Raw genomic sequence first — 1,092 nt, 5'->3', positions numbered from 1 at the left:
GTACATCATATTAGGAAAGTAGGAAAAGAACATGAAAAAGAAACTTGTAACAATTACTAGTGCTGTTGCCTTAATGGGGATGCTGACGAGCGCTACTTATGCGAATGAAACACCAAAAGAGGCGGCAAAAATTGAATTAGCCAGCAATAGTAAAAAACAGCCAATATTGGAAAGTCAAAAACAAGATATAGAAATGCTCCAGCTTCAAATTTCTTTATTAGAAAATGCAGTTGCACCTGTATCAGCTTCAGACGCTGTTAACCAATGGAGCAAAGCAATTACTAACCGTAATGGTGCATATCAATACGCACTATTTACTTCAGACCTTAAGGAAAAAACGAAAACGTATTTTGATAACAATGGCTGGGTAACTGGTACATCAAGCCCTTGGATTAGCAGCTACAAAATCAAAAATGAAAAGAAAATAAATAAAAGTACTTATACTTATGCAGTAGAATTAAAACTAGAAACCTCAACGGGACCTTTTGGGACAGAGACTGCAAATTTAACTGTGAGTCAGGCAGATGCTAACTGGTTCATCAATAAAGTAGAGGTGAAGCAGACAGCTAGTGTTTGGGAGCGAACACCTTATATTCCTCAGAAGCTATTTACTTATCGAGCAACAGAATATGCTTTTTCAATTCCTGTAGAATGGGATACGAAATACCGCTCAGCCGAGAAGAATGGTCATTTAGTCTTCAGCTACGTACCGAAAAATAAAGCAATCTCTGAAAGAACGCTGTTTTCCATTGAGAAAATAAAGGAACAAACATGGGAAGATGGCTATGAGGACAGCTTATTTCAAAAGCTTGGTGTCAAAAATGGCTTTGTATATGCGATTTTGCCTGTAAGTGAAAATCAGTATGCAGATCGCCCAGACAGTATTGAATATAAGGAATTTGAGAAAATGAGCCTTGATTTTCAATTGCTGAAAAAAACCTTTATGTTTATTAACAACTAGATCTTGTTTTTTAAAGAGGCTGTCTAAAAAGTCAGCTATTTCTGAACAGCCCCAAAAGCATACCTTTGTAACAACTGATTATCTATTGTTCCAGTTTATGCTGATTTTTACAATAAGCGGGAACCATTACC

General features: G+C 36.4%; 1 protein-coding gene. It reads left to right on the top strand.

The features are described from left to right. The first annotated feature begins 31 nt into the window (after positions 1 to 31). Entirely contained in the window at positions 32 to 961 is a 930-nt protein-coding gene (locus tag V7164_RS10335; RefSeq protein ID WP_335354035.1) for a hypothetical protein, read from the top strand. Positions 962 to 1,092 lie beyond the last annotated feature (131 nt).

This window comes from Bacillus sp. JJ1474 (genome assembly GCF_036965225.1).
In the GTDB taxonomy this organism is placed as follows: Bacteria; Bacillota; Bacilli; order Bacillales; family Cytobacillaceae; genus Cytobacillus.
This window is presented reverse-complemented; position numbering and strand designations above follow the sequence as displayed.